The organism is Streptomyces sp. NPDC015130 (assembly GCF_043080005.1).
Taxonomy (GTDB): Bacteria; Actinomycetota; Actinomycetes; order Streptomycetales; family Streptomycetaceae; genus Streptomyces.
This window is the reverse complement of record NZ_JBIBVC010000011.1, coordinates 26,055-47,341: the sequence shown is the minus strand read 5'-3', so window position 1 is coordinate 47,341 and position 21,287 is coordinate 26,055. Positions and strand designations below refer to the sequence as shown.

Annotated in this window: 18 protein-coding genes and 1 tRNA gene; 7 read left to right on the top strand and 12 right to left on the bottom strand. The window is 71.9% G+C overall.

Features of this window, described 5'->3' with window-relative positions; all coding sequences use genetic code 11:
- Nucleotides 1–26: 26 nt before the first annotated feature.
- From ACF08F_RS23140 to ACF08F_RS23125, 4 genes are all read right to left on the bottom strand, one after another.
- The gene (locus ACF08F_RS23140) at nt 27–1,430 is read right to left on the bottom strand and encodes a YcaO-like family protein (protein ID WP_392300431.1); all 1,404 of its coding nucleotides are present in this window, start codon (nt 1,428–1,430) and stop codon (nt 27–29) included.
- Nucleotides 1,427–2,482: an ABC transporter permease gene (locus tag ACF08F_RS23135; RefSeq protein WP_392300430.1), complete on the bottom strand. Its 1,056-nt coding sequence runs from the start codon at nt 2,480–2,482 to the stop codon at nt 1,427–1,429. The genes ACF08F_RS23140 and ACF08F_RS23135 overlap by 4 nt, the downstream gene beginning before the upstream one ends.
- Complete coding sequence (locus ACF08F_RS23130) at nt 2,479–3,378, bottom strand: ABC transporter ATP-binding protein (RefSeq protein WP_392300429.1); 900 nt, start codon at nt 3,376–3,378, stop codon at nt 2,479–2,481. Before ACF08F_RS23130 ends, ACF08F_RS23135 begins: the two co-directional genes overlap by 4 nt.
- Before the next feature lie 151 nt (nt 3,379–3,529).
- On the bottom strand, nt 3,530–3,733 hold the full coding sequence (locus ACF08F_RS23125) for a hypothetical protein (RefSeq protein WP_392300428.1): 204 nt from the start codon (nt 3,731–3,733) through the stop codon (nt 3,530–3,532).
- 295 nt (nt 3,734–4,028) lie between these two features.
- Here ACF08F_RS23125 and ACF08F_RS23120 point away from each other — a divergent pair.
- Both ACF08F_RS23120 and ACF08F_RS23115 read left to right on the top strand, forming a co-directional pair.
- Nucleotides 4,029–4,101: transfer RNA gene (locus ACF08F_RS23120), tRNA-Arg, on the top strand.
- 89 nt (nt 4,102–4,190) lie between these two features.
- Nucleotides 4,191–4,640 (top strand): hypothetical protein, encoded by a 450-nt coding sequence (locus tag ACF08F_RS23115; protein WP_392300427.1) that lies wholly within the window; start codon nt 4,191–4,193, stop codon nt 4,638–4,640.
- Between the two features lie 75 nt (nt 4,641–4,715).
- Here ACF08F_RS23115 and ACF08F_RS23110 read toward each other — a convergent pair whose 3' ends face one another.
- Nucleotides 4,716–6,638 (bottom strand): MFS transporter, encoded by a 1,923-nt coding sequence (locus tag ACF08F_RS23110; protein WP_392300426.1) that lies wholly within the window; start codon nt 6,636–6,638, stop codon nt 4,716–4,718.
- A 94-nt stretch (nt 6,639–6,732) separates the two neighbouring features.
- Nucleotides 6,733–8,964: a serine hydrolase gene (locus ACF08F_RS23105; protein WP_392300425.1), complete on the bottom strand. Its 2,232-nt coding sequence runs from the start codon at nt 8,962–8,964 to the stop codon at nt 6,733–6,735.
- A 408-nt stretch (nt 8,965–9,372) separates the two neighbouring features.
- Between ACF08F_RS23105 and ACF08F_RS23100 the strand changes: the two genes are divergently transcribed.
- The 3 genes from ACF08F_RS23100 (at nt 9,373) to ACF08F_RS23090 (ending at nt 11,515) form a co-directional block, all read left to right on the top strand.
- Nucleotides 9,373–10,074: a GPP34 family phosphoprotein gene (locus ACF08F_RS23100; RefSeq protein ID WP_150269251.1), complete on the top strand. Its 702-nt coding sequence runs from the start codon at nt 9,373–9,375 to the stop codon at nt 10,072–10,074.
- A gap of 198 nt (nt 10,075–10,272) precedes the next feature.
- Nucleotides 10,273–11,133: a helix-turn-helix transcriptional regulator gene (locus tag ACF08F_RS23095; RefSeq protein ID WP_055642931.1), complete on the top strand. Its 861-nt coding sequence runs from the start codon at nt 10,273–10,275 to the stop codon at nt 11,131–11,133.
- Between the two features lie 181 nt (nt 11,134–11,314).
- Nucleotides 11,315–11,515, top strand: coding sequence for a DUF397 domain-containing protein (locus ACF08F_RS23090; protein ID WP_392300424.1), 201 nt, complete (start codon nt 11,315–11,317; stop codon nt 11,513–11,515).
- A gap of 135 nt (nt 11,516–11,650) precedes the next feature.
- Here the strand turns inward: ACF08F_RS23090 and ACF08F_RS23085 are convergent, their stop codons facing one another.
- Nucleotides 11,651–12,484, bottom strand: a complete 834-nt coding sequence (locus ACF08F_RS23085) for a hypothetical protein (RefSeq protein WP_392300423.1) — start codon at nt 12,482–12,484, stop codon at nt 11,651–11,653.
- A gap of 94 nt (nt 12,485–12,578) precedes the next feature.
- Between ACF08F_RS23085 and ACF08F_RS23080 the strand changes: the two genes are divergently transcribed.
- Nucleotides 12,579–13,361: an SDR family oxidoreductase gene (locus ACF08F_RS23080; RefSeq protein ID WP_392300422.1), complete on the top strand. Its 783-nt coding sequence runs from the start codon at nt 12,579–12,581 to the stop codon at nt 13,359–13,361.
- Nucleotides 13,362–13,524: 163 nt separating this feature from the next.
- Nucleotides 13,525–15,081: a sodium:solute symporter family protein gene (locus ACF08F_RS23075; protein ID WP_392300421.1), complete on the top strand. Its 1,557-nt coding sequence runs from the start codon at nt 13,525–13,527 to the stop codon at nt 15,079–15,081.
- Here ACF08F_RS23075 and ACF08F_RS23070 read toward each other — a convergent pair.
- The 5 genes from ACF08F_RS23070 to ACF08F_RS23050 all read right to left on the bottom strand — a co-directional run bounded on the left by ACF08F_RS23070 (nt 15,066) and on the right by ACF08F_RS23050 (nt 21,257).
- Nucleotides 15,066–16,184: an ADP-ribosylglycohydrolase family protein gene (locus tag ACF08F_RS23070; protein ID WP_392300420.1), complete on the bottom strand. Its 1,119-nt coding sequence runs from the start codon at nt 16,182–16,184 to the stop codon at nt 15,066–15,068. The two genes, ACF08F_RS23075 and ACF08F_RS23070, sit on opposite strands and share 16 nt — an antisense overlap.
- A gap of 194 nt (nt 16,185–16,378) precedes the next feature.
- A complete protein-coding gene (locus ACF08F_RS23065) occupies nt 16,379–17,788 on the bottom strand; it encodes a TerD family protein (protein WP_392300419.1) in 1,410 nt (469 codons plus the stop codon).
- A gap of 15 nt (nt 17,789–17,803) precedes the next feature.
- Nucleotides 17,804–20,386 carry a bifunctional FO biosynthesis protein CofGH gene (locus ACF08F_RS23060; protein WP_392300418.1) on the bottom strand — a complete coding sequence of 861 codons (2,583 nt, stop codon included), beginning with the start codon at nt 20,384–20,386 and terminating at the stop codon, nt 17,804–17,806.
- Between the two features lie 59 nt (nt 20,387–20,445).
- Complete coding sequence (locus ACF08F_RS23055; protein WP_392300417.1) at nt 20,446–20,799, bottom strand: hypothetical protein; 354 nt, start codon at nt 20,797–20,799, stop codon at nt 20,446–20,448.
- Nucleotides 20,796–21,257 (bottom strand): prevent-host-death family protein, encoded by a 462-nt coding sequence (locus ACF08F_RS23050; RefSeq protein ID WP_392300416.1) that lies wholly within the window; start codon nt 21,255–21,257, stop codon nt 20,796–20,798. Before ACF08F_RS23050 ends, ACF08F_RS23055 begins: the two co-directional genes overlap by 4 nt.
- Between the last annotated feature and the right edge of the window lie 30 nt (nt 21,258–21,287).

Sequence of the window (21,287 nt, the reverse complement as noted above, 5' to 3'; positions counted from 1 at the left end):
GGGACTCCTCGTCGGACGTTCGGGGATCAGGCGAAAGGCTGCGGGTGCGGGTTGACGTCGGCTTCGCCGCGTACCGGGTGGCCCATGGCGGCGGGTGCCGCGTAGAGCCGGGGGTGTGCCAGGTAGCGGGCCCGGTGCACGAAGGACAGCGGCATGAGCTGGGGCACGAGCATCCGGACGACGGTGGCTCCGACCTGCTCGGCCTCGTCGGTGGTGAGGTCGACGGCGACGACCTCGCAGCCGGCGCCGTGCAGGCGCTCCAGGAGCCAGGCCAGGGCGGGCAGCGGCTCCTCGGACGGGGCCCGGGGGAGGTCGCGCAGCCCGTGCACCGGGCGTTCGCCCTCCAGCAGGAAGTCGAAGCGGTGGCGCTGGGACAGCGGGCCGGACAGCAGGGCGCCGTCGACGACGCTGACGATGTCCTCCTCCGCCGCGGGGGTCGTGGGCTCCTTCTCGGCGGCGCGGGCCATGTGGCGGAGCGCGATCCGGAGGGAGGACGCCTCGCGGTAGAGCTTGGCGATCCCCTTGCCGGGGTCCAGTTCCGCCGTGGCGGCGACGAGCTGGGCGATGACCCGGTCGTCGTCGGCGAGCTGCACCCCGTAGATCACCGGGATGCCGAGGTCGGTGGTGGCGTCGTAGAGCTGGGTACGGAGTCGTTCGCTGCTGCCCCGCTCGACGAAGGCCCGGAACTCCGGGGCCAGTTCGGCCGGGTCGAACTCCAGCCGGGGGAGCCTCAGCCGCTGGAGCCAGGTGAGCGCGATGGCGTCCCGTTCGACGATCTCCAGGATGCCGTTGACGACGGCGGCGGCCGGGTCGGAGTGCGCGGCGCAGCCGGTGGAGACCGGGTGGACGTAGCGCTCCGCGACGGACTCCACGGGATTCTTCAGCCAGACCTGCATGGCCGGCACGTACACCGGGCGGTTGCGGGTGAAGGACCAGCCGCGCACCCAGCGCATGGGGCCGTCGGGGTCGGTGGGGACGAGACCGCTGCGGGGGTCGGCCAGTTCGGCCGGCGAGCAGCGGGGCCAGTGGTCGCTGGGGATGGCGTCCTCGCCGAGTTCGGCGGCGGTCGCCCAGACGATCTGCTCGGGGTCCCGGGCGCAGGAGGAGTACCGTTCCAGCGATTCGGCGACCGCGAGGTGCGCGGCGCGCTCCGGGTCGAGGTCACCGCCGGCTCCGTCGAAGTTCCCGGAGCTGGGGTTGTGCTCCCAGCCGGACTGCTCGCTGAGGACTTCGCCGGGGTTGCCGAGCGAGGCCGTGAAGATCGGGAAGTCGGGTTCGCCCTCGGCGACGGGGAGCCGCGTGACGCGGTTCACCAGGCCGTAGGAGGAGGCCAGTTGGCCGATACGGAGGAGCGAGTCGGGTATGGCGGGGTGGTCCGTGCCGGCGGCGTTCCCGGCCGGGTTCTGGTCCATCGTACGAACGGTCATCATGCACGCTCCGTGTCCCAGCGGAACGTCCGTGCCGCGAGGGCGGTGAGCCCCGCGGCCGTCGCCGCCATCACTGTCCAGTCGAGCCACAGGGCGTGGCGGGTGATCCCGCCGACCACGTCGTGGCGCAGGGCGTCTCCGAACATCGCCAGCGGGGTCCAGGAGAGCGGACCGGCCACCGAGTCGGGGAGGAGTTCGAGGGGGAACAGAAGTCCCGTGCTCATCAGGAGGACCGGGGTGAGCAGCCCGGAGATCGCGTTGGTCACCTCGGGTGAGGAGAGCAGTCCGCCGAGGAGGTAGCCCAGGGCGAGCAGCATCACCAGGCCGATGGCCGTGGTCAGCAGCAGCCGCAGCATCGAGGCCGGCTCCAGGAGTCCGCCGGCGACGGCGCCCGTTCCCATCAGGGCGAGCACGGCGAGGGCCAGCAGTCCTCGGCCCGGGAGGAGCGAGAGCAGGACGGCGGGCCGGCGGGCGGGGGTCGTCGACAGCAGCCGCAGGGTGCCGCTGGCCCGCATCGCGACGAGGGCGGAGGCGGTACCGGTCAGGGCGAGCGAGAGCAGCGCGAAGGCGAGGACGCCGGGGATGACGAAGGCCATGGGGTCGAAGAGCACGGACCCGTCGCTGCCGACGGCCGTCACTTCCCATCCTTGCCAGCCGGTGTCGTCCAGGGCGGCGCGTACCGCGGCCACCACCGACGGCTGTTCCGGATCGACGGCCATCCGCAGGGTGCGGGAGGCCGCGTCGGGCACGATCAGCGCCGCCTTGCCGGGCTGCGGGCCGGCCTCGGCGACGGCGACGGCCGTACTGCCGCCGCCGAGCGCCTCCTGGAGCGCTGTCGCCTGGGGGCCGGTTCCGACGACGGCGAGGTCGAAGGGGCCCCGTACCCAGGTGAGTTGCATGAGGACGACGAAGAACACCGCCATCAGCAGGGGGAAGACCACGGTGAAGAAGAGCGCCGCGGGATCGCGCAGGAGCTGCCGGGTCATGGCCCGGGAGAGCGCCTTCAACTGACGTGTGGTGGAGACGGTCGGCGCCTCGACACTGACGTGGTTCATCGCATGCCCTCCTGTCCTTCCGCCGTGTCCGATGTGGGTTCGAGCGAGGTTCCGGTGAGACGGAGGAACACGTCCTCCAAGGTCGCGGGGCGCGGCCGGACGTCGGCCGCGGGGTCGAGTCCGGTGATCCACGCGGCGGTGGCGTGCGGGTCGTCCGCCGTCACCTCGAAGCGGGTGCGCCCCGAGCGCCCGGCCGACTCGACGGCGGTCACGGCGTCTCCGTGACGTGCGCGCACCCGGTCGGCGAGGCCGGAGTCCTCGGTCCGTACGGACACGACACCCCCCGACGCGTGTCGGGCGATCAGCTCGGCCGGGGAGCCGGCCGCCACCATCCGCCCCTCGTGCATGACGGCGAGGCGGTCGCACATCTCCTCCGCCTCGGCCATGGCGTGGGTGGTGAGCAGGAAGCTGGTGCCGCCGGCCTGGGCCCTGCGGATCAGGTCCCAGACGGCGTGCCGGGCGTGCGGGTCGAGTCCGGTCGTGGGTTCGTCGAGGACGACCACGGGGGTGTCGCCGACCAGCGCCGTGGCGAGCAGCAGCCGCTGCTGCTGGCCGCCGGAGAGCCGGGCGGAACGCGCCCCGGCCTTCTCGGCCAGGCCGATCTCGTCGAGCAGGGCGTCCACGTCCCGGGGCGCCGGGTAGAGCGCGGCCCAGGTCTCCAGGGTCTCCCTGACCTTCAGCCGCGGGAAGAGACTGGCCTGCTGGGGCTGGAGGGCGAGGGAGGCGCGCAGGAGATCGGTGTGCGCGAGCGCGTCCTCACCGAGGATGCGGACCTGTCCCGCATCGGGCCTGCGCAGCCCCGCGACGGCCGAGATGGTGCTGGTCTTGCCGGCTCCGTTACGGCCGAGGAGACCGAAGATCTCGCCCGGAGCGACGGAGAAGGAAATCCCCGCCACCGCTTCGACGTCGGCGTATCTCACCCGTAGGTCGACGACTTCGAGAACGTATTCCGAACCACCCGGGAATTCCGTGACACTCGGGAGCTGACTTGTCATGACCATCTCTGCTCTCGCCCTCTGGATCAGCAGTCGTGGAAAGGGGCGGGAACTACTGCCAGCCGTTGACCGGCTTGCAGTCCGGCATCGGAACCAGGTGCGGCACGTGCGGCAGGCTCGCCCGGATCTCGCAGATCAGCTCCCCGACCTCCGGCGGCACCGGCACCGGCCACTGCGCCTCACCGTGCAGTCCGGCACTCCGGCCGACACCCTGTCCCTCACCCTGCTCGGCGGCAGCCGCGCTGCCCGCCGCCACAGTGAGACCGGCGATCGTCAGAGCCAGACAAGCAACTGCCGAAGTGATTCGAATCCGCACTGTTTCCCCCTGGGTTCCGCTTCTGTGTTCCCTCTGCGTTTCCGCTGAGAAAGACAATGCCAGCGGGGCAGGGGCCACTCCACGGCATTCGGTGTCAGCTTGCTGCAGACCCCCGTGCAACAAGCTGACGCACACCGAAGGGCCGCACCCCGAGCAGGGGTACGGCCCTTGTCGTGCGGCTCGGGGGCGACCCCCCGAACCCCCATCCGCTAGGCTGTCAGCGATCAGTAGCCCCGCCTTCGTAGCTCAGGGGATAGAGCACCGCTCTCCTAAAGCGGGTGTCGCAGGTTCGAATCCTGCCGGGGGCACAGTGAAGTAGCAGGTCAGAGGCCCTGTCGTCCGTGTGGACGGCGGGGCCTTCGTCGGATCCGGCCCACGCCTCGGGAGGCGAGACCTCATGGACACGCTGCCGTACGTCGACGAGCACGCCGTCGTCGTCGGGGCCGGGGCCGACGAGGCGTGGGCGCGGGTGCGGGACGGGGTCGAGCGGGCGTTGTCGCGGGGGTGGCTCGCCTCCTACGCGCGGGTCGTGCGGGCCGAGCCGCGGGAGGCGGGTGGGCCCCGGCCGTTGGCCGAGGGGGCCGTGTTTCCCGGGTTCCGGGTCGTTCGGGTCGTACCGGGGCGGGAGCTCGCCCTGGAGGGGCGGCACCGGTTCTCCGTGTACTCCCTGGTCTTTCGGATCGAGGAGCTCACCGACGGCCGGACGCGGCTCCGGGCCGAGAGCCGGGCCGCGTTTCCCGGGGTGGCCGGGTGGGTCTATCGGGTCCTCGTCATCGGGAGCGGCGGGCACGCCGCGGGGATGCGGCGGATGCTCGCCTCGTTCGGTGGCGGGGCTGTCGTCGGCTGAGGGTCGTCAGCAGGTGCGGGTGGTCGGCGGCCGAAGAGTGGTCGGCGGCCGCAGGTCCTCAGCCGCCGAGGGCGGTCAGCGGAGTTCCTCCGGGCACGGTGTGCCCCGGGAGAGCTTGTACGGGGCCGCCAGGCGGTAGACGCCGGCCTTCGGGGCCACGAGTTCCGTCCACTCGTCGCCCTCCGTGTCCGCCTCCGCCTTGAAGAGGCAGCCCTCCTCGTTGGCGAAGACCTTCGGGAGCTCCGTCTCCGACTCCTCGCGGGCCAGCTTCGAGGCCTCCGTCTCCTGCGGGGCCTCGATCTTGCCGCCGTTCTCGTCCATGAGCGCGAGCCACGGCGAGTACGGGACCCGGATCTGGACCCGGCCGGGGCTGCCCACGCGGATCACGACCTCGTTCTCCTCCGCGCTCAGCACCTGCGCGGGCGCCTCCGCGAGCGGAGTCGGGTTCTCGACCTCGTACAGCCGCCAGTTCTCGTCCGACCAGACCTGCTTCAGGTACGGCAGCCCCTCGCCGACCAGTTCCGCCTCCTGCTCGGCGCCCGAGTCGGGGGCGCCGGTGGGCAGGACCACGTAGTGGACGGCCCAGCGGTGGAGCCAGTCCTCGTAGTTCACGGCGTTGAGCGTGTCGTCGTAGAAGAGCGGGTTGCGCTCCATGTCCGCCTGCCGGTTCCAGCCCCTCGCCAGGTTGATGTACGGGCTGAGCGCCGAGGACTCGCGGTGGCTGGAGGCCGGGACGACCTCGACCCGCGCCTTGCCCGCGTCCCGCACCTGGAGCTGGTTGACCAGCGGCGCGAGCTCGCGCGCCCAGGAGGCGTCCGGGGCGGTGCGGATGACGTCGTCGACGCCCTTGAAGCCGATCCAGAAGTTCAGCCCGACGAAGGCCAGCACGAGCGCGTACCAGCGGCGGGAGCGCGGCGCCGTGTACGGCAGCGCGGCGAGCAGGACGACGCCCGCGAAGAGCATCGGCAGCCGCGAGATGTTCGAGCCGATCTGCGAGTCGATCAGCCAGGTGAGGAGCGTGCCGATCGTGTACACCGCCGCCGCGGTGCGGACCGTGCGCCAGTCCCCCGGTACGAGGACGAAGACCAGGATCCCGAAGAGCAGCGGCAGGGCCGTCGAGCCGAAGGCCATCGGCTGCGTGCCCGAGAAGGGGAAGAGCCAGGAGGAGACGGCGACGACCGCCACCGGGGCCAGGCCCAGCGCGTACGCGCCGGGGCGCCGCTTGTTCAGGAACAGGGCCGCCGCCGCGACCCCGAGGAACAGCCCGGCCACCGGGCTGCACGCCGTCGCGAGGCCGGCGAGCGGTGCGGCGACCGCCGCCTTCGCCCAGCGCTTGCGCCGCCAGCGGTGCGGCCAGCAGAAGACGGCCGCGACCGCGCCCAGCGCGAACATCATGCCGAGACCGAAGGTCACCCGGCCCGAGAGCGCGTTGCACAGGAACGCGAAGACCGCCGCGAGCGAGCAGGCCATCGGATTGCGGACCGCGGGCACGCGCACCAGGATCAGCGCGGTGAGCGCGGCCGACAGCGTCCCGGCGACCATCATCGTGCTGCGGACGCCGAGCAGCGACATCAGGTACGGCGAGACGACGCTGTACGAGACCGGGTGCATCCCGCCGTACCAGGCCAGGTTGTACGCGGAGTCCGGGTGCCGTCCGACGAACTCGGCCCACGCGTCCTGCGCGGCCAGGTCTCCGCCGCTGTTCGCGAAGAAGTAGAACCAGAGGATGTGGGTGACGGCCGCGACCCCGGTGGCCGTCAGGACCGTCCAGCGGCGCTTGCGGCGCGGGCGCGGCTCGGCGGCCGGGCGCGCCGCCGAGGCGGGTGCGGTCGTGGGCTCCGGGGACGGGCGCTGGGACGGGAGCACTATTCGCGAGGGGGAAGAAGGGGAAACGGAGGACGGTTCGGTGCGGTCGGCTCGGTCGGCTTCATCGGTGTGATCCTCGCCGTCGGCGTGGTCGTCGGCGCGATCCGCGCGCGTCGGCTCAGCGGTGGTCACTGCTGCCCTTTCCCGTACTGCTCGTCCCCCGGAAACGCTAACAGCCGGACGCCCCGGAGGTCCGGGGCGTCCGGCCGAGCGGATGACCGTCGGCTCAGCCCAGGCGGGTCAGCTTCTTGTCGAAGCCGGGTTCCACCAGGTCCTTCTCCAGGGCGACCGGTGCGCTGACCTTGCCCACGCCCGTGCCGATGGACACCTGACCGATCACGTCGCCCGCCTTGCCCGAGTGCGGCACGGCCTTGCCGCCGGAGTTGAGCTCCAGCTTCACCTTGAGGCCCGGCCAGCCGATGGCCTTGAGCTCCTTCGTCGCCACGACCGGGGTCAGGCCGCCGAGGCCGTCGTCGATGTGGCCGAGGACCTGGCCCTTGCGGACCACGACGGCGGACGTGACGTCCTTCTGCGCCTGCTGGATCAGCAGGTAGCTGTTGTCGATGGCGAGCTGGAGCTTCTTGCCGAGGTCGGCCGCGTCCTTCGAGCCCATCACGATGCCCAGGATGCGGCGGTTCTCGCCGTCGACGATGGTGTTCGCCGCCCAGAGCAGGTTGCCGCCGGCGGGCGTGGAGGAGCCGGTCTTGATGCCGCTCACACCCGGCTTGAGCAGGATGTTGTTGTTGTTCTCGATCCGGCCGGGGATGCCGTCCACCGTCACGTTCGGCATGTTCACGATCTCGCGGAACACGTCGTACTGCATGACCGCCTTCGCCAGCTTCAGCTGGTCCTGCGGGGTCGACACGGTGCTGTCGAGCAGACCCGACGGGTCGGTGTACGTGGACTGGGTCATGCCCAGGTCCTTCGCGGCGGCGTTCATCTTCTCGACGAACGCGGCCTCCGAACCGGCGTCCCAGCGCGCGAGCAGCCGGGCCACGTTGTTCGCGGACGGGATCATCAGGAGCTCCAGGAGCTCCTTCTGCGTGTAGGTCTGGCCCTCCTGGACCGCCGCCGTCGACTCGTGCTCGGCCTTGCCCTGCTCGGCCGCCTTCTGGTCGATCTCGATCTCAGGGCCCTTCTGGCTGCCCTTGAGCGGGTGGTCGCGCAGGATCACGTACGCCGTCATCGTCTTGGTGACACTGGCGATCGGGGCCGGCTTCTGGGGTCCGTACATCCCCATGGAACCGACGCCCTCGACCTCGACGGCACCCTGGCCCTCGTTGGGCCACGGCATCTGCAGCTCGCCGCCCTCGAAGGTGAAGGTCGGCGAGGCGGAGAGGGTCAGAACGGGGTCCGGCAGCGGCCGGACCATCTGCACGATCGCAAAGACGATCAGCAGGAGCACGACCAGCGGCGTCCAGATCCGCACCCGGCGCGCGGTCGTCCGCAGTGCGTTCGGCTTCGGCGGCGGGGTGTTCGTGAGCTCCGCGAGCAGGTCCAGCGGGGGCAGCGGCGGCAGCGGCTGCTGCCGGGTCCGCTCCGCCTCGACGAGGGACGCCGGCGGTACGGGGGCGGAGGCCTGGGCCGGAGCGGCTTCCGCGGCCTGGGGGGCCTTGGGGGCCTGGGGAGCCTCGGGGGCTCCGCCGGCGGGCTCGGGGGCCGGCACGGGCGCCTTGGGGGCCGCCTGGGCCTGCCGGGCCACCTGGGCCTGCCGGGCCGCCTGGGCCTCCTCGGCCTTCCGCTCGGCCTTCCGCTCGGCGGGGATGTCCGCGCGCAGCGGTACGAAGGTGCTCGTGCGCTCGCTGTCGTAGTCCTCGCGCAGCGACTGCGGGAGCTTCAGCGCGGTCGTCGGCTGGTCCACGACGGGCGCCACCGGCGGGCGGACGATCTTGAACATGGCGGTCGGCTGATCGACCGGCTCGTCGGCCACCGGCTCGTCGGCGGCGGAGCCGCTGTCGGGCGACTCGGTCGACCCGCCGGAGGCCGGGCGCGCGCCGGAGGCCGGGGCGGCCGCCGCGGGCGCGTCCTCGACGTCCGTCCCGGCGTCGGAACCGGCGTCGGACCGGGCCGCGGCCTTCTCCGCCTCGACCGGCTTCCGCGCCGCGAACCAGGACTCGGCCGGCGCCTTGCCCTCGACGGGCGCGTCAACGGCCTCGTCGGCGGGCTCGTCCACGGCCTCGCCCACGGCCTCGTCGACCGTCGCGTCGTCAGACGCGTCGGCCGGCTCCTCCGAGGCCGCCGGCTCCGAAGCCGACTCCGCCCCGGACCCCGACTCGGACCCCGTCTCAGGCTCCGACTCCGTTCCCGACTCCGGCTCCTCGTCGTCCGCCGACGCCACCCACGCCGCCACGGCCGCCTTCAGCCGGTCGCCCCCGGGCGCGTCCGTGGACGCGGGCGCGGGCACGGCCTGCTTCGGCGCGTCGTCCTCCGGGGTCCGGGGAGCCAGCGTCCTGAACACGGCCGTCGCCTGATCCACCTGAACCGCCGACGCGGAGGAAGCCGAGGATCCCGACGTCCCCGACGATTCGGGCGACTCCGACGACGCGGACGAATCCGACCCCGGCGACGCGGACTCTGCCTCACGGAGCGCGGAAAGCCGAGGATCCCGGCCGCCGCCGCCCGAGGCCGCCGCCCGCTCCGACGACCCCTGCTGCTCCGCCTTGTCGGGGGACTCGCCCGCCACCGTGCCTCCTCCATGCGTCATGCGTACGTCCGAACCGTGTACCAGTGTCCTGTGTGAACCCCTTGGCCCCCGTGCTAGACGAGAACGACATACCTACTGGTTCCCGGATGAACCACCCAGGCACTCTCGACAGATGAATGTGAGAGGGGTCACCCTGTCATTCATCCACGCGGGGAGGCATGGATGGGCAGGAGCCGCAGAACTATTCCGGAGGAGCTTCTGCTGCTCGCTCTGGACCCGACCACGGGTACCACAGCGCAGCCGCAGTCGCTCGACCTCGGCCTGGCCGGAGCACAGCTAGTGGAGCTGGCTCTGGCAGGACGGATAGCCCCAGACGGGGATCGTATCGCCGTGGTGATGCCACGGCCGACCGGAGATCCGACCTTGGACTCCGCACTGGAGCTGCTGCGCAGGCGTGGCAGCCCGGTTCGGGCCGTCCATTGGATCGGCGGACCCCGACTGGGGCTCCGTCAGACGTATCTCTCGCATCTGGAGCGATGCGGCATGGTGCATGCCGTGGAGGGCCAGATGTGCGGGGTGTTGCCGACGACTCGCTACCAGGCGACGGACACGGCGATCAGCAGGGAGATCCGCTCCCGGCTGGACAATGCGATCCGCACCGGCGTACCGCCGGACCCGCGGACCGCGGCGCTCGCCGCACTGGCCCACGCGGTCGGTCTCGGCAAGCACCTGTACCCCGGCAACGAAGGACGGTCGTCGCGGTCCCGGCTGCGCGACCTGATCCGGCACGACCCGATGGGCGGCCTCGTGGCACACGCCGTGATGGACGTCCAGAACGGTGCGGCGGCGCAGCCGCGCCGTGCGCCCGCCGCGGGCGTACCGGCGCAGCCACGCGGCAGCATGGCCCGCGCGGCGGTTCACTGAGCCGTCGTACGGACCGCGGAACAAGGAACCGCAGGAACCCCTCCGGGAGCCGCACAGGTGTGCGGGGTGGCCGTCAGGCCGCCCCGCACACGTGCGTTGTGCCGGTTTCCCAGCGCGCGCCCGACCTTTGGTGGCAGTCTGCCAAGCGGTAGATACTCACAGCTACGCAGGCAGACAGCAGCCGGAGGTGCAGTTTCCGTGGCGTCCAACGTCAACCCCACCGTCAGGCGACGCCGATTGGGCCAGGAGCTGCGCAAGCTCCGGGAAGCGAAGAACATGACGGCCGAGCAGGTCGCCGAGCGTCTTCTCGTCTCCCAGTCCAAGATCAGCCGCCTCGAGAACGGCCGCCGTTCCATCAGCCAGCGCGATGTGCGCGACCTCTGCGGGGTGTACGAGGTCGAGGACGAGCGCATGGTCGACTCGCTCATGCAGATGGCGAAGGACTCGCGCCAGCAGGGCTGGTGGCACGCCTTCGGCGACATCCCGTACAGCGTCTACATCGGCCTGGAGACGGACGCCGAGAGCCTACGGATGTACGAGTCGCAGATCATCCCCGGACTGCTCCAGACCCCGGCGTACGCGGAGGCCGTGATCTCCGGTGCGATGCCGGAGTCGACGCCGGCGGACATCGACAAGCGCGTCACGGTCCGCACCCGCCGCCAGGAGCGCATCCGGGACGAGGAGCGTCCGCTGCGCCTGTGGGCGGTCATCGACGAGGGCGCCCTGCACCGGATCGTCGGCAGCAGGCAGCTCATGGTGCAGCAGCTGGAGCACCTCGTGGAGCAGTCGCACCTGCCGCACGTCACCGTGCAGGTGATCCCCTTCGAGATGGGCGCGCACCCGGGGATCAGCGGCCAGTACTCGATCCTGGAGTTCCCGGACACGTCCGACTCCAGCGTCGTCTACATCGAGGGCGTGACCAGTGACCTGTACCTGGAGAAGGCGCAGGACGTCGGCAAGTACAGCGTCATGTACGAGCACCTCAGGGCGCAGGCGCTGAACGTCGAGCAGAGCCGCGAGTTCATCGCGAAGATGGCCAAGAAGCACGCCCAGGGCTGATCCCGGGCGGGTGGGCCAGGCACCGTACACCGCGTGATCGCTCCCATGGAAGCGCAGTTGGAATATGCCACCCGGTCGGGTGAACGCCGGTCCCACCGGGCGGGGCCGGCGAGTAGCGTCGATCACGCCGGCAAGAACGCCGGTAGGACACCCCCACTGGGCAGAACCGGAGTTGAGCATAATGGCGATTTTTCAGGGTGCTACGGACACGTGGACGAAGTCTTCGTACTCCGGCGGGAACGGCGCCTGCGTCGAGGTGAAGTCCCCCGTCGTGGCCGCCATCGCGGTGCGTGACTCCAAGGCTCCCGAGGGTCCGTCGCTCACCTTCGGACCGGGCTCCTGGAACACCTTCGTCGGCGAGGTGGGCAACGGGGCGCTCTGAGCCCCGATGCTCCCGCCGTCACCCGCGGTACCGCAGCACACGCGTCACCCGCAGTACCCGAAGAGCCCTCTCGACCGGTCCGCCGTCCTGGCCGAGAGGGCTCGGCCCTTTTCGGGCCCCTTCTCCCCTTGCCCCTCAGCGCAGTTGGTCCACGTACCGGTCCGTGCCCGGCACCGTCGGGATGAAGGGGGCCAGCAGTTCGACCCGGGCCGCCTCCCCGCCCAGGGACTCCAGGTCCGCGAAGTGCTCCGTCCAGCACTCGCGCGGGTCCCGCTCCAGGAACCAGAGCAGGGTCAGCCGGGTGTCGACGCCCTCCACCTGCTTCACGTACGTCATGCGGTCGCCCGGCAGCGGGGTCGGGCGGAAGACCGTGACCATCGCCGCCGGTGAGCCGGCCAGCCGTGCGGGCAGTTCGCGCGAGCGCAGCCGTTCGAGCAGGTCCGCCCGCGCCTCGGGGCCCTCGGCGTCGACGACCTGGAGGATCAGTCCGGCGTAGGGGTGGTCGAGGGCGTGGAAGTCGCGCGGGCCGCCCGCCCCGTCGCGGTACACGGTCGCCTCGTGGTCCTGGAAGGCCGTGAAGACGTGCGTGCGGTCCTGGTGGACGCGGGCGTCGCGGTTGAGGCGCTTGTTGATGGCGACGGTCCACTTCATGTGCTCGTCGTAGCGGCCGTCGGTGATCCAGTACGTGGAGAGGTAGCAGCCCGCGGTGACGGGCTGGGCGACGGCGGACTTCTCCGGGCGGCGCAGCTCCTGGAGCTCGCGGGTGGCGACCCAGCGGCGGCCCGCGTACATCCAGGGCATGGCCATGGCGCCGGCGTAGTAGTGGTCGTCCTCGTACCAGCGGTTGTACGCGTACTCGTGGCCCGGGTGCGGTTCGACCATGGTGATCAGGGCGTGGCCGGGGCGCACGCCGTACGGGCCGACGGACGCCAGCTCCGCGTACGTCTCGCTGCGGGTCTCCTCGCTCACACTCGTACCTCTTCCCAAGTCGGTGACGGGGACCTAACCTGACCACCACTCTGACGGACCGTCAGATACTTGGCCAGGCTTGAGAGGGGTTCGGATGCTGCTCCAGGGGAAGACGGTCGTCGTGTCGGGCGTCGGGGCCGGGCTCGGCCACCGGATCGCGGAGACGGTGGTGCGGGACGGCGGGAACGCCGTCCTCGGCGCTCGTACCGAGGCGAACCTCGCCAAGTCCGCCGCCGAGATCGACCCGGAGGGCCGCCGCACCGCCTACCGGGCCACGGACATCACCGACGAGGAGCAGTGCGCCGCCCTCGCCGGGCTCGCCGTCGAGCGCTTCGGCGGGGTCGACGCGGTCGTCCACGTCGCCGCCTGGGACTCCTACTTCGGGGGTCTGGAGGACGCCGACTTCGCGACCTGGCAGGCCGTCCTGGACGTCAACCTGCTCGGCACGCTGCGGATGACCCGCGCCTGCCTCCCGGCCCTCAAGGAGCGCGGCGGCTCGGTGGTCCTGATCGGCACACAGTCGGCGATCGCCGCGCCCTCACAGGTGCGGCAGGCGGCGTACGCGGCCTCGAAGGGGGCGCTGACCTCGGCGATGTACTCGCTCGCGCACGAACTCGGGCCGCACCGGATACGGGTCAACACCGTGCTGCCGGGCTGGATGTGGGGGCCGCCGGTCCAGGCGTACGTGCGGTTCGCGGCGGACTCCGAGGGTGTTGCGGAGGCGGAGGTCCTGGCCCGGCTGACCGAGCGGATGGCGCTGCCGGAGCTGGCGACCGACGGGGACGTGGCGGAGGCGGCGGCCTTCCTGGCCTCGGACCGCGCGCGGGCCATCACCGGCCAGTCCCTGCTGGTCAACGCCGGGGAGCTGATGCGCTGACGCCCGTCCGAGCCCCTTCCATAAGTTCATAGACGTGAACAAGGGTCAGTAAACAGAACGATTTTACTGTCCCTTGACCCTCCATTGCATTGTCCCCGCCTCGGAACTCCCCACACGATGAACGGCGTTCACAAGGCGGACCGGACCCCTTGGAGGGGGCTCAATGAACAGTCTCGACTGGGCCGTGCTCATCGGCTACTTCGGCGTGATGGTCGCGATCGGCGTCTGGTCCCACAAGCGCGTGGACAACGTCTCCGACTTCTTCACCGCCGGCGGCAAGATGCCCTGGTGGCTCTCCGGCATCTCGCACCACATGTCCGGCTACAGCGCCGTGATGTTCACCGGGTACGCGGGCATCGCGTACACCTACGGCGTCACCTCGTACGTCACCTGGTCCTTCCCCATCGCCATCGGCATCGCGATCGGCGCCCACCTCTTCGCCCCCCGCCTCAACCGGCTCCGCTCCCGGCTCCACGTCGCCTCCCCGCTGGAGTACCTGAAGAACCGGTACAACCTCCCCACCCAGCAGGCGCTCGCCTGGTCCGGCGTCCTCCTGAAGATCGTCGACGTCGGCGCCAAGTGGGCCGCCATCGCGACCCTGCTCTCCGTCTTCACCGGGATCTCCCTCAACGAGGGCATCCTCATCACCGGCGTCATCACCGGCATCTACTGCACCGTCGGCGGCCTGTGGGCCGACGCCCTCACCGAACTCGGCCAGTTCGTCATCCAGTTCTTCGCCGGCATCGCCATGCTCGTCGCGGTCCTCGCCGAGCTCGGCGGCGTCAGCGCGCTGTGGGACGTCTGGGACCGGCCCGAGCTCCAGGGGCACACCGCGCCCACGGCCGGCCCGTACACGCTGACCTTCCTCCTCGCCTACCTCTTCATCAAGACCTTCGAGTACAGCGGCGGCATGTGGAACCAGGCCCAGCGCTACATGGCCACCCCCAGCGCCCGCGAGGCCACCCGCTCCGGCCGGCTCTCCGCCGTCCTGTGGTTCGTCTGGCCGCTCGTCCTCTTCTTCCCCATGTGGGTCGCGCCGCTGCTCGTCGACCCGAAGAAGCCCGACGCCTCCGACAGCTACGCCCTCATGACCGAGCAGCTGCTCCCGCACGGGCTGCTCGGCCTGGTCATCGTCGGCTTCTTCTCCCACACGATGGCCATGTGCTCCTCCGACGCCAACGCCATCGCGGCCGTCTTCACCCGGGACATCGCCCCCGTCCTCAGCAAGGCGGCGCGGAGCTGGACGCAGCGGGCCGGGCTGATCGCCGCGCGCTGGTCGACGATCGCCTTCCTCGCGCTGTCGATGGCGGTCGCCACCCAGGTCAACTCCCCCACCTTCAAGGACATCATCACCGTCGTCATCAAGTGGGTCGCCGGACTGATGGGCCCGATCGCGATCCCGTTCATGCTGGGCCTGCTGAAGACCTTCCGGAGGTCCGGCCCGACTGCCGCGCTCGTCTCCTGGGCGGCCGGGCTCTTCGCCTTCTGGCTCACCAACTACGGCCTCGACGGCATCGAGCTCCAGATCCAGATCGTCTCGCCGCTCGCCACCTCCCTCGTCCTGTACGTCCTCATCGGCTTCGTCCGGCCCGAGGACACCCCGGAGCGGGACGCGCTCCTGGACCGGATCGGCACGGACCCGGACGGGGACGAGGACGGGACCGGGGCCGCCGGGATTCCCGCCCAGGGCGGCGCCCGGACCGATCAGCCCCTGGGGTAGCGGGCCAGCCAGCCCGGCGAGGCCTCGGTGGCGGAGTGCAGGGCGGCGCCCTGGGTCATCTCCATCGCGAAGTCGTCCGCCAGTTCCAGGACCGTCGCGCGGCCCTCCAGTTCGGCCAGCCAGGCCGGCGGGAGGGCCGTCTCGCCGTGCAGGGCGCCGAGCAGCGCGCCGGTGAGCGCCCCGGTGACCGAGGAGGGCCCGTCGTGGTTCACGGCCAGCCGCAGCCCGTGCCGGACGTCCTCGCCGACCAGGGCGCAGTAGACGGCCGCCGCCAGCTGCCCCTCGGCCCGGTCCTCAGCCGCCCCGAGACCGGCCACCCGCTCCGCGTCCGGCGCCCCTTCCCGTACGGCTCCGAGGGCCGCGGCGAGCGCCTCCGTGACCGGCTCGTGGCCCGGGCGCTGCCCGAGCAGCTCCACGGCCCGGGCCACCGCCGCCTCGACGGATCCGCCGCGCGCGAGACCGTGCACCGTGACGGCGAGGGCGCCCGCCGCGAGCGTGGCCGCCGGGGCGCCGTGCGTCTGCGCCGCGCACTCCACCGCGAGCTGGCAGACGAGCTGCGGCTCCCAGCCGACGAGGAGCCCGAAGGGCGCCGAGCGGACGAGCGCCCCGGAGTCGGCGGCCTCCGGGTTCTTGGGCTTGTCGAGGGTGCCGAGGAGCTCGTCGCCCAGGCCGGTGAGGCAGGCGCGGGACGGGTTGCGGCGGGAGTAGAGCCACTCCTCGCGGGCGAGCCAGCCGTTGTCCTTGCGGCGCTCGTCGGGGCCCCAGTCGCGCTGCGTCGCCGCCCAGCGCAGGTGCGCCCGGTGGACGTCGGTGGGCGGGTGCCAGGCGCCCGTGTCACGGCGGACCTGCGCGCGGATGAGGCCGTCGACGGTGAACAGGCTCATCTGGGTGGCGGCGGTGACGGCGCCGCGCCGGCCGTACGCCGGCGCGGGCTCGGTCAGTCCCTCGGCTCCGTGGGCCTCCCGCGTCTCCGCGAGGGTGAGGCCGTCGGCCCCCGCCCCGAGCGCGTCGCCGACGGCTCCGCCGAGGAGACAGCCCCGCACGCGGGCCCGGAAGTCCTGCTGCTCGGCACGGCCCCACACGGCTGCGGCTGTCGTGGTCACGACGTGCCCTCCCCCGGTCGGCGGTTCGCTGACGGTTCCTCGCCGCACTGTAATCGACCGGGTACGAGCGTTCGGGGCACGGAACGTTATGTGATCGGACGTCCGTCAGTCCGCTTTTGACCGCAGTTCACCCGAGGTTCGGTCATGACGCGATCCGGAGGGACCTGCTGGTCGGGTGACGGCCGGGACGGGCCTCAGCGGCGGGTCCAGAAACCCGCGAACCTCGGCTCCCGGGGTTCCATCGACCAGCCGCCGGGGCTCTCGACCACCAGCAGGCGAGGGCCCCGGGGAATCGCGCCCCTGCCGCGCCCCCGGTCCCGCCTGCCGAACGCGTACTCCCAGTGCCCGCCGCGCCGGTGGGCCTGCACGCCGAAGTACCCCTCCTTGTCCTTGTCGCCCTGGAACCGGTACGTGACGTCGGTCTCGTCACCGGTGTGGGCCAGGACCTCGGGCCCGTACCCCTCCACGGGGCCGGGGCCCTCGAAGGACCGCAGCGTCGACACCGGCCGGAGCCTGACCGTCCACGCGGCCTGCCTCTCCGCGTCGACCCTCAGCCGCACCGGCGACTGACCGTCGTGGGGGAAGACGCCCACCCCGTGCAGATCCGGAAGTGCGCTGCTCAGCACGTCCCGCCATCGGCGCCCGCGGATGGTGCGCGTGAAGACCTCGATGTACCCGACGCCCTCCTTCAGCACGTCGACGGCCACGAAGCCCTTGGGAAGGGCGAGGCCGGTCTCGACGTCCTCCTTCCCACGGCCCGAGAACTCGACGGGCTCGAACTCGGGGCCCATCTGCTCGGGAAGGTCGTTGCACCGGGCCAACGGCACACCCAGGGGCGGCAGGAAGTGCGACGGTACGGAGAGCCACGGGTTCCCGTGCGCCGGGCGGACGCCTCCGGTGGCCAGGGGCGCGGGAGCCGGCACCGCACTCTCCGCCGGGGCCTGCGGCACCTCCGGAACTTCCGGAGCCTTCGACACGTCCAGGACCTCCGGCGCTTCCGGGATGTCCGGCGTCGCCTCCGGAGCCTCCGGGATGTCCAGCGCCTCCGGAGCTTCCGGCACCTCCGGCACCTCCGGCACCGAGAACCCGAAGTCCTTGGCCAGCCCCGGCAGTCCGGAGTCGTAGCCCTGCCCCACCGCGCGGAACTTCCACCCGCCACCCCGGCGGTAGAACTCGCCCAGCAGGATCGCCGTCTCCGTCGTCGCGTCCTCGACCGCGTACAGGGCCAGCTGCTCCCCGGTCGTCGCGCTCACCGCCCGCAGGTACAGGCCGGTGACCTCCCCGAAAGTGGCGTCGTCGCAGGAGGCCGCGACCACGATCCTGTCCACGGACGGCTCCACGCGGCCGGGGTCGATCTCCAGCCAGTCCGCGAGGACCCCGCCCTCGCCGTGGGCGGAGCCCGAAAGACGGACCCCGCTCCCCGCGTGCTCCGGCTGGTTGTAGAAGACCAGGTCCTCCGTGCCCCGCACCGTGCCGTCGACGGCGACGAGCAGCGCAGCCGCGTCCACCTGCGGCTCTCCCGGCTCGCCGGCCCGGCGGACGACGGCGACGCGCATGGGCTCGCCGCTGAGCGGGAGGTTTCCCCCCTTGATGATCTGCGTCATGGACGCATCATCCCCTCACTCCTGGACGAGCGGGAGGAGTTCGGGGAGGTGCCCGTCGGAGGCGGTCGCCGTGCGCTGCCGTTCCTCGGGGACCTCCCCGTAGAGGGTCGTGCGCGGCTTCGCGGGGCGGCCGGCCTCGTCCGCGATGGCGACCAGGTCGCGGATGGAGCGGTACGAGCCGTAACTCGACCCGGCCATACGGGAGATGGTCTCCTCCATCAGGGTGCCGCCCAGGTCGTTGGCGCCCGAGCGGAGCATCTCGGCGGCGCCCTCGGTGCCCAGCTTGACCCAGCTGGTCTGGATGTTGGGGATGTGCGGGTGGAGGAGGAGCCGGGCCATGGCGATGACCGCGCGGTTGTCGCGGGCGGTCGGGCCGGGCCGGGCGATGCCGGCGAGGTACACGGGCGCGTTGGTGTGGATGAAGGGGAGGGTCACGAACTCGGTGAAGCCGCCCGTCTCCTGCTGGATGCGGGAGAGGGTCCGGAAGTGGCCGAGCCAGTGGCGGGGCTGGTCGACGTGCCCGTACATCATCGTGGAGGAGGACCGGATGCCCAGCTCGTGGGCGGTCGTGACGACCTCGATCCAGGTGGCGGTGGGCAGCTTGCCCTTGGTGAGGACCCAGCGGACCTCGTCGTCGAGGATCTCGGCGGCGGTGCCGGGGATCGAGTCGAGCCCCGCCTCCTTGGCGGCCGTCAGCCATTCGCGGATGGAGAGGCCGGTGCGGGTGGCGCCGTTGACGACCTCCATCGGGGAGAAGGCGTGGACGTGCATGCCGGGGACGCGTTCCTTCACGGCCCGCGCGATGTCGAAGTACGCGGTGCCGGGCAGGTCCGGGTGGATGCCGCCCTGCATGCAGACCTCGACGGCGCCGACGTCCCAGGCCTGCTGGGCGCGGTCCGCGACCTGGTCGAGGGAGAGGGTGTACGCGTCGGCGTCGGTGCGGCGCTGGGCGAAGGCGCAGAAGCGGCAGCCGGTGTAGCAGACGTTGGTGAAGTTGATGTTGCGCGTGACGATGTACGTCACGTCGTCGCCGACCGCGGCCCGGCGGACGTCGTCGGCGATCCGGGTGAGCGCGTCGAGCGCGGGACCGTCGGCGTGGAGCAGGGCGAGTGCCTGGGCGTCGGTGAGCCTCGTCGGGTCGTCGGCGGCGACCGCGAGGGCCTCGCGGACGTCGGTGTCGATGCGCTCCGGGGCCATCCCGGGGGCGGCGGCCTCGCGGAGCGCCTCCCAGTCCCCGTACACCTCGTCGAAGTCGTCACGCCGGTCGTGGGTGCGGCCCGTGGTGTCGATGGTGCGGTGGAGGTCGGTGCGGCCGGCGGCGGTGAAGGCCTCGTCGGGCTCCTGCCAGGGCAGGCCGCGGACCTCCGCCGCGGGGTTCGCGAGGCCGGTCTCGGGGTCGGCGAGGGCGCGGACGTGCGGGAGGATCCGGGGGTCGAGCCAGGGCTCGCCGCGCTGGACGAACTCGGGGTAGATGCAGAGCCGTTCGCGCAGCTCGAAGCCGGCGGCGGCGGAACGCTCGGCCAGCTCCTCGATCCGGGGCCAGGGGCGCTCGGGGTTGACGTGGTCGATGGTGATCGGGGAGACGCCGCCCCAGTCGTCGATGCCGGCGGCGATGAGCCGCTCGTACTCGGAGTCGACCAGGTTGGGCGGGGCCTGGAGGCAGGCGGAGGGGCCCATGATGAGCCGCGCGACGGCGACGGTGGCGACCAGGTCGTCCAGCTCGGCGTCGGGCATGCCGCGCATGGCCGTGTCCGGCTTGGCGCGGAAGTTCTGGATGATCAGTTCCTGGATCGAGTGGTACGCGCGCGCCACGCGCCGCAGCGCGAACAGCGACTCGGCGCGCTCCTCGACGGTCTCGCCGATGCCGAGCAGCAGGCCGGACGTGAACGGCACCGAGGACCGGCCCGCGTCCTCCAGGACCCTGAGCCGCACGGCCGGCTCCTTGTCGGGCGAGCCGTGGTGCGGGCCGCCGGGCTCGCTCCACAGCCGGGTCGCGGTGGTCTCCAGCATCATGCCCATGGAGGGCGCGACGGGCTTGAGGCGCTGGAAGTCGGTCCAGGACAGGACGCCGGGGTTGAGGTGGGGCAGCAGCCCGGTCTCCTCCAGGATCCGGATCGCCATGGCCCGTACGTACGCGAGGGTGTCGTCGTAGCCGTGCGCGTCGAGCCACTCGCGCGCCTCGGGCCACCGGTCCTCGGGCTTGTCGCCGAGGGTGATCAGGGCCTCCTTGCAGCCCAGCTCGGCCCCGCGGCGGGCGATGTCGAGGACCTCGTCCGGCGACATGAACATCCCGTGCCCCGCGCGGCGGAGCTTGCCGGGCACGGTGACGAAGGTGCAGTAGTGGCACTTGTCCCGGCAGAGCCGGGTGAGCGGTATGAACACGCTCTTCGAGTACGTGATGACTCCGGGCCGCCCCGCGGCCTCGAGACCGGCGTCCCGTACCCGCCCGGCGGACGCGACGAGGTCCGCCAGGTCCTCCCCGCGCGCCTGCAACAGCACGGCGGCCTCGGTGACATCGAGCGCGACCCCGTCCCTGGCCCGCTTGAGCGCGCGGCGCATGGCGTTCCCGGTGGGACGTCCTGCCTGGTGATCCGTCATGAACCGAGCATACGAGCGGGCACGCCGGGGCGGGTTCGGGTCCCCGTAGGAAGGTGGGGTCAGTCGGTGTCCTTGGGATGGCGGGGTGCTGCGTACACCAGGTGCACCGTCCCGCGCGGCTCGTCCACGAGGTACCGGACGCGGCCTCCCGCCGTCACCTCGAACTCCCACTGCGGGTAGATCCGCCCCCCGAGCACCCCGGTGGCGAGGCGTCCGCGCAACCTGTGCTGCCGGTCGGGATCGTCCTGCCGGAGCGGGTCGCCGCGCAGGGCTTCGAAGCACCGGCGGGTGTTGCCGGGGGCTTCGGCCGCGAGCTCGGCCCATCCCTTGGCGGCCTCGTTCGTCGCGAAGCGCAGGCGCCACTCCTGCCCGACCGGCGGCGGGGCGACGTCGTCGCCCCGCTTCGGTGTCACGGCGCCGTCACCTCGCCGTGGTCCTGGTCGGGGAGGGCTCGCGTGAGCTGGGCGGTGAGGTCCGGGTCGGCGAGGATGCGCGCCGTCGCCCGCCACTCCACGATCGTGCGGTGGAGGGTCGCGTGGACGTCCAGCTGCGCCGCGTCGTGCGTCGCGTCCACCAGGTCCCCGACGAACTCGCGCAGCTCCTCGGCCGACAGGTGCCGCACCCAGGGGAAGACCACGGGCAGGGCACGCCCTATGACGCGCGCGCCGTCGTCGGCGACGAGGAGCGCGGCGAGGAGACGGGCCGTGACGTCGGCCGTCTCCTCCCGGTCCTGGTCGTAGCTGGCGGTCGTGAGGTACAGGTCTTGGCCGTCGCGGCGGGTGACGAGCAGGCGGTACTCGCTGTCGAGCCTCTCGGCGACCCGCTTCGAGTTCTTCGAGAGCTCGGAGAAGGAGACGGTCTGGGTCAGCATGAACCGAAGGTACTTCGGAACGTATTCCGA

Bases quoted from the DNA above. Each gene is read 5' to 3' on its own strand.
- ACF08F_RS23140 (WP_392300431.1), bottom strand. From the start codon at position 1,430: ATGATGACCGTTCGTACGATGGACCAGAACCCGGCCGGGAACGCCGCC.
- ACF08F_RS23100 (WP_150269251.1), top strand. From the start codon at position 9,373: ATGGGCAGGAGCCGCAGAACTATTCCGGAGGAGCTTCTGCTGCTCGCT.
- ACF08F_RS23060 (WP_392300418.1), bottom strand. From the start codon at position 20,386: ATGACGGATCACCAGGCAGGACGTCCCACCGGGAACGCCATGCGCCGC.
- ACF08F_RS23065 (WP_392300419.1), bottom strand. From the start codon at position 17,788: ATGACGCAGATCATCAAGGGGGGAAACCTCCCGCTCAGCGGCGAGCCC.
- ACF08F_RS23135 (WP_392300430.1), bottom strand. From the start codon at position 2,482: ATGAACCACGTCAGTGTCGAGGCGCCGACCGTCTCCACCACACGTCAG.
- ACF08F_RS23115 (WP_392300427.1), top strand. From the start codon at position 4,191: ATGGACACGCTGCCGTACGTCGACGAGCACGCCGTCGTCGTCGGGGCC.
- ACF08F_RS23075 (WP_392300421.1), top strand. From the start codon at position 13,525: ATGAACAGTCTCGACTGGGCCGTGCTCATCGGCTACTTCGGCGTGATG.
- ACF08F_RS23050 (WP_392300416.1), bottom strand. From the start codon at position 21,257: ATGCTGACCCAGACCGTCTCCTTCTCCGAGCTCTCGAAGAACTCGAAG.
- ACF08F_RS23080 (WP_392300422.1), top strand. From the start codon at position 12,579: ATGCTGCTCCAGGGGAAGACGGTCGTCGTGTCGGGCGTCGGGGCCGGG.
- ACF08F_RS23090 (WP_392300424.1), top strand. From the start codon at position 11,315: ATGGCGATTTTTCAGGGTGCTACGGACACGTGGACGAAGTCTTCGTAC.